This window comes from Rhodobacter capsulatus, assembly GCF_005144475.1.
Lineage (GTDB): Bacteria > Pseudomonadota > Alphaproteobacteria > Rhodobacterales > Rhodobacteraceae > Rhodobacter > Rhodobacter capsulatus_C.
The window spans coordinates 1-5,247 of the sequence record NZ_SWJZ01000081.1; the positions used below are offsets into that span (position 1 = coordinate 1).

5 protein-coding genes and 2 pseudogenes are annotated in these 5,247 nt (G+C 65.1%); 1 reads left to right on the plus strand and 6 read right to left on the minus strand.

Annotated elements, in window-relative coordinates; genetic code table 11:
- Both FBT96_RS21725 and FBT96_RS16215 read right to left on the minus strand, forming a co-directional pair.
- Positions 1 to 187 (minus strand): annotated as a pseudogene (locus tag FBT96_RS21725) (DDE-type integrase/transposase/recombinase); the annotation flags it as partial.
- 527 nt (positions 188 to 714) lie between these two features.
- Positions 715 to 1,095: a Rid family hydrolase gene (locus FBT96_RS16215; RefSeq protein ID WP_136908439.1), complete on the minus strand. Its 381-nt coding sequence runs from the start codon at positions 1,093 to 1,095 to the stop codon at positions 715 to 717.
- A gap of 78 nt (positions 1,096 to 1,173) precedes the next feature.
- Here FBT96_RS16215 and FBT96_RS16220 point away from each other — a divergent pair, with 78 nt between their 5' ends.
- On the plus strand, positions 1,174 to 1,980 hold the full coding sequence (locus FBT96_RS16220; RefSeq protein ID WP_136908441.1) for a TrmB family transcriptional regulator: 807 nt from the start codon (positions 1,174 to 1,176) through the stop codon (positions 1,978 to 1,980).
- A 641-nt stretch (positions 1,981 to 2,621) separates the two neighbouring features.
- Here FBT96_RS16220 and FBT96_RS16225 read toward each other — a convergent pair.
- The 4 genes and pseudogenes from FBT96_RS16225 to FBT96_RS16240 all read right to left on the minus strand — a co-directional run.
- Positions 2,622 to 3,180, minus strand: a pseudogene (locus FBT96_RS16225) (IS91 family transposase); the annotation flags it as partial.
- 100 nt (positions 3,181 to 3,280) lie between these two features.
- Positions 3,281 to 3,862, minus strand: coding sequence for a hypothetical protein (locus FBT96_RS16230; RefSeq protein ID WP_136908443.1), 582 nt, complete (start codon positions 3,860 to 3,862; stop codon positions 3,281 to 3,283).
- A gap of 9 nt (positions 3,863 to 3,871) precedes the next feature.
- Positions 3,872 to 4,432 (minus strand): DNA-binding protein, encoded by a 561-nt coding sequence (locus FBT96_RS16235; protein WP_136908445.1) that lies wholly within the window; start codon positions 4,430 to 4,432, stop codon positions 3,872 to 3,874.
- Positions 4,433 to 4,449: 17 nt separating this feature from the next.
- On the minus strand, positions 4,450 to 4,869 hold the full coding sequence (locus FBT96_RS16240) for a hypothetical protein (RefSeq protein ID WP_136908447.1): 420 nt from the start codon (positions 4,867 to 4,869) through the stop codon (positions 4,450 to 4,452).
- Positions 4,870 to 5,247: the final 378 nt, after the last annotated feature.

Consider the following 5,247-nt stretch of genomic DNA (forward strand, 5'->3'; position numbering starts at 1 on the left):
GCGGAGCAACGCGTGATCGTCGACCGAGCCGTATTGCGATCCGCGGTCGGAATGATGGACCCGCCCCGGCGCGGGGGGCGAGCCACGACGGCACGTCGCAGGGCGTCCACTGCCAGATCGCGTTCAGACGATCACGCGTCGCCCAACCGAGGACGCGGCGCGCGCAGAGGTCCGGCACGATGGCGAGGGCATGCGGGGACCGCCATAGGTGCCGTTCGACGAGGCAAAGGCCGTCCGGATAGGTGCCAGACAAACCGGGTCCTGCGGTTGGCGGCGACAGGCGGGCCGTTCCTGGCAGGCGAAGACGCCGCTCTGGCGGACAGCGGGAACACGGCACCTCCGGCGGATCGGGACGCTGGCCTGCTCTGCCTCGAGGAAGCCGAAGGTCATCGGCCTGCCTCTTTCGCGCAGAAGGCCGCGGCTTCTTTGGATGTCGCGCTTCTGCTTCAGGACCGAATTCTCCCGCCGCGTCCTGCCACGGGTCAGGGCCGTTCCAACGGCTTCACGTTGAAACCCCGGCGTCGGTCTGTTCCCGTTTCCCATGGACCACCTCCTGCTTCCTCAGCTGGTGCTCTTCACATTTCCGGGCAAGTCCACCTGCGATCGGAGCAGGGCCAGGCCCAGGGGCAGGCGCGAGCAAGGCCGGTGACAGGACAAGGGCTGACAGTGCGCGCAGAGCCGCCGCGACCGCAGCGCCATCTGCCCGGGCGCCCGTCATCGCCGCTCCGCGATCAGTTCGATCTCGACGAGCATTTCGGGATCCACGAAAGGCAGAACGTGGACCAGGCTCATCGCCGGTGGCGCCCCGGCGAAGGCCTCGGCATGGGCGGCACCAGCCTCGGCGGCACGCGCGATATCGGTGATGTAAAGCCGTGTCTGCAGGACATGCGCCATATCCGATCCGGCTTCCTCAAGAATGCCCGCAATCTTGTGCAGGATCGCCCGGGTCTGCCCCGCGAGATCCCCTTTGCAGACAACATTCCCCATCGCATCCGTCGCGGCCGTCGCCGAGACGCAGAGGATGGTTTGGCCTGCGACCGCGCGTGCGTAACCGGATCGCTGCTCCCAGGGAGAGCCCGAAAAAATGCGTTTCATGATGGACTTTGATTTGATTAACTACTAAGGTAGTGTGGCGTTGCGCAATCCCTCTGTGAACCTCTGGAATGACCTCCGATGACCTCCGACCCTCCGCTGCTTGCCGCGATGATGACCTTGGGTTTCACCCAATACGAGGCGCGGGCCTATTGCGCGCTGCAGGCCAGCGGGCCCGGGAACGGGCACGAGGTGGCCCGGGCCTCGGGGGTGCCGCCCTCGAAGATCTACGAGACCTTGGCGCGGCTCCTCGAGAAGGGGGCCGTTCTCAAGGCGCAGGAAGAGCCCGCCCGCTATCTGGCGCGGCCTTGGTCCGAGGTGTCGTCGAACCTCCTTGCGCGGCTGGGGGGCGCGGCGGAGACGGTCGGGGCGGAACTCGACAAGTTGCGGCGCCCCGAAAGCCCGCGGGCAATCTGGGCGCTGCCGGATCGGGAGACGGTGCTCGACACAGCCCGCGGCTTCCTGTCGGAGGCGCGGGAGAGCATCTTTGCCTCGGTCTGGGACGAGGAGATGGGCGCCCTCGCGCCCGCGCTGGAAGCGGCCGCACGCCGCGGTGTCCGGGTTCATGTGGCGATCTATGGCGAGACCCGGCTTTCCGCGGCGCAGGGCTATGACCTTACCGCTTGCGGCCGCTCCGCGATGGAACGTCTGGCGGGGCGACGCCTGATGTCTCTGGTTGCCGATGGGGCACAGGCGCTGGTCGCGGAACTGCATCCCGACGGCGGGGTCGAGGCGATCCGGACCGACGCCCCGGTGATCGGGCTTCTGGTGGCGGAATACGTGAAGGCCGATGTTCTGGGGCGGTTGCTGATCGACGAGATGGGCGAGGCCCGGTTCGAGCGCCTCAGGCGCGATCCGGGGGGGATCGACGCTCTTCTCAGGGGATAGAATCTGCGCGGCGGGGAGACGAAATCGGGGAGGGTATTGTCCGCCTCGACGGCCTTCCTTCCGCTTCCGGGTGACGGCATCGGCCGCGCCAGGCGCCCCTTCCCGAGGATAAAGTTCGTTTCTCTCTGCGCGTTACGGTCGCTCCGGTGAGGACGACGAGCGTCTGTTATCGCCAAATGTCTGCGGATGCGACGCCGAGGCTTCATCCGCCGCTTCGATCCCGTGAAGGACAAAAGAGAGCGATCTTCGCTGCGCGGTGCAGGCTGACGGCTATCCCAAGCTGCGCCGCCTCAAGTTCCTCTTTCCTGAAGGTTTTTCGACGTGGACCGCGGCGCTGCGGTGGCCGCCGGATGGTGGCGGTCCACGTTGACAAACCTCGGAAGGACGAAGCCGCGGGGAGCGAGGCGCTGCCTATGGGGACAGCGCGCCGAGGGTGTTGCCGACCTGGCGCACAGACGGCCACCGGCGTTCGGGGCGCCCGGCGACAGTCTGGCTTTTTCCGCCAGTTGTCGCTGCTTTTAGCCTCAAAAACGGGCGCCCGTCTGCCGAATTTGGCGATCCGTTCCGTTGCGCGCAAATCGGGGCCACGCCGGTTCCAGGCAGGCACCGGCGCTGGATCAGGCAAAGGGATGGGCGTTTCATCATGCGGCCTGCTCCCGCGGTGGCGCTCGTGATCGCGGCGTCTGCCCGCGTCGGAAAATCTCGATGATCCGCATCGGCGCGCCGCAACAGGGTCAGGGGTGCGGGCTCAACCGCAGTTTCGGGCGCCGCCGCGGGTTGCGGCACCCCGAGCAGGGCGCGGATCTTCGCGATATTGGCCTTGCGACTGGCGCTTGCCAGCAGGCCGTAATGCCGGATGCGGTGGAACCCGTCGGGCAGGACATGGATCAGGAACCGGCGGATGAACTCGTCGGTGGCGAGGCGCATCACCTTTTGCCGGTCGCCCTGCTTGAGGCGGTAATCCTTCCAGCGGAACGCCACGATTCCGGCGTCGACGCTGACAAGGCGGTGGTTCGAGATGGCGACGCGGTGGGTGTAGCGGCTGAGATAGGCCAGCACCGCCTCGGGTCCGCCGAAGGGGGGCTTGGCGTAGACCACCCATTCGGATGTGCGGAACGGGGCCAACCAGGCGGCAAGGGCGGCGCTGTCCGCTAGCCCCGCCAGATCGCCGAAGTGTAACGCCGCACTAGCTTTTGCACGGCGCTGTAACAGCTTTAGCACGAAAATTTTTTCAGAGCCCCAAACTGAGACCGGTGATTTCGGGAAATTGTTCTTTTCGATCTTGGCTTGAAAACGCGCCTCATGGGCAGCCAGGATACACCTGCCAACGCAATGCCGGAGGTTCCAGAACGCCGACAAACCCAGCTTCACCGTGGGTCGCAATTTCGGCCCTCGTCTCATCGTAACGCCAGACAAGCGCCGGTTTCGCACCGCCTTGTAGCGGGCGCGTGACCAGAACCTTCTTCCCCTCAAGGCCGGGCGCGCAGATGTAATATCGGACGCAATCCACCACGACATGCTGACGCCGAACACGGCGCGCGATTGGCCGCTCGAAGTCCACCTGGACGAAAGCCGCAATACCGAGCGCAGCCCGCATGATCCTGAAATCATCCTCGGTGAAACAGCTCGGCGTTTCAGTTGCGCAGGCAACCGCACCGGCCTCGATTTCCAATTCCACCCGCAAGGCGTCAGGAAACGCGGACAGGTGCCATTCCTGCAAACGCCCCTTGCGCTTGCGAACCTGATGCGAGGCCGCTTCGGATGCCAAGCGCCGCGCCATGCAGCGGGCAGTCCATGGCACCCCGTCAACAAAGTTTCGGCGGGCGATGGCCGCTGCCTCGCCCGCCGTGAACCATTCGCGCGAATTGTCGATGTCTGGCATCAAAGCACCTCAGGCCAGCCCCAGCCTGATCAACACCCTTGCGGCTTCTTCCGCGTCTGGCAAGATCACGTCATCCGGGGTGTGGTCACGCAGCTCGCGCCACGCCCTGCCGATATCGCCGCCCTCGGTTCGCATGAGCCGCATCAACGGCAGCACCCACGGGGGCGCGGTGTTTGAGGGCAGCACCTCGGGCAGCGGCGGTGCGGGCAGATCGAACAGGCCTTCCACCTCGGTATCCATCGGCGGCAGGTCGAGGATGCGCGCCACCAGCGCATCAAAGGCGCGTGGTGGCAGGGCCGAGACGTGGTAGAGGTAACGGCACCCGCCGCGCCCGCGCTCGACCACCCGCGCCCATTTCTCGACCGCTGCCTTGCGCGCTATGGCAGAGCGCGAGGCGGGCAGGCCGGGAAGGCGCAGGGCCTCCAGATCGGCGGCAGATTGCCATTCCAGCATCCCTTGCCGGTTCCGCACCACGCGCAGAACCAGCGATTCCAGATAGCGCAGGCGGCGGGTGACGAAGGCCCATTCGTCAGCATCGACATGGACCAGAAGCGGCAAACCTTCATCCATTGTCGGCACCGTTCATGTCAGCGCCCCTTCTGCCGCGCGGCCTTGGCGGGCGCGTCGATCTCGCCCGTGGCCTCTTCGGTCATCTGGGCGAGAACTTCGGAAATCCGGGCTTGGGGCACATCGGGATTGGCGCCGAATTCGCGGCGCATGATTTCGCGCAGGCGGTCTTCGGCGGCGGCAACGCGATCCTGACGACGCTCTTCGGTGCGAATATGCTGCATCAACTGCATCACCTTGGAATTGATATCTTCCAAGTCATCGACCTGACGGCGCAGAAGCTGGCCGATGCCATAGCCGATGGTGCTGCTGACGCCGCCCGGCGCATATTCAAACAGGTGGTCAATCAGGAAATTGAACGCACGGAAAGCATGATAAGTGTCGTCAACCTGAGTGCTGAAATCGGACAGGCTGATGTCGTCGGTGGTGTTCGGTTGCATGGTGCAGCCCTCTAGATCGCGTTGAACGCGCCCGCTTTCGAAGGCGAGCGACCGGACGTTCGAAACCGACTAGAGGATCGGCATTACGGCTTTTGGGCGCGAACGCCTTGGACATGGCCGCAATCATCCGGCCAATCTCTTGGCCGCTGGCCCATGCGGAGGGCCTATGTTCACGCCAGTAGCATTTCAGGCTGACGCCTTTGCGGTGACGTGACCGCCTCTAGGATTGGGTTTCGACGCCCAGTGCAACGACTCTGCCCGAAAAAAGCCGATTGAGCAACGGCAAAGATTTCCATGGCTGACCGGTGGGAAAAGATTTCCCACCGGTTAGGAGGGAAGTGGTGGCGGGGCTCAATCCAAGCCCCGCCACACGCCCCC

What these genes read in the sequence shown, in the direction of transcription:
- FBT96_RS16235 (WP_136908445.1), bottom strand. Translation starts at nt 4,432, where the DNA reads ATGGATGAAGGTTTGCCGCTTCTGGTCCATGTCGATGCTGACGAATGG.
- FBT96_RS16220 (WP_136908441.1), top strand. Translation starts at nt 1,174, where the DNA reads ATGACCTCCGACCCTCCGCTGCTTGCCGCGATGATGACCTTGGGTTTC.
- FBT96_RS16215 (WP_136908439.1), bottom strand. Translation starts at nt 1,095, where the DNA reads ATGAAACGCATTTTTTCGGGCTCTCCCTGGGAGCAGCGATCCGGTTAC.
- FBT96_RS16230 (WP_136908443.1), bottom strand. Translation starts at nt 3,862, where the DNA reads ATGCCAGACATCGACAATTCGCGCGAATGGTTCACGGCGGGCGAGGCA.
- FBT96_RS16240 (WP_136908447.1), bottom strand. Translation starts at nt 4,869, where the DNA reads ATGCAACCGAACACCACCGACGACATCAGCCTGTCCGATTTCAGCACT.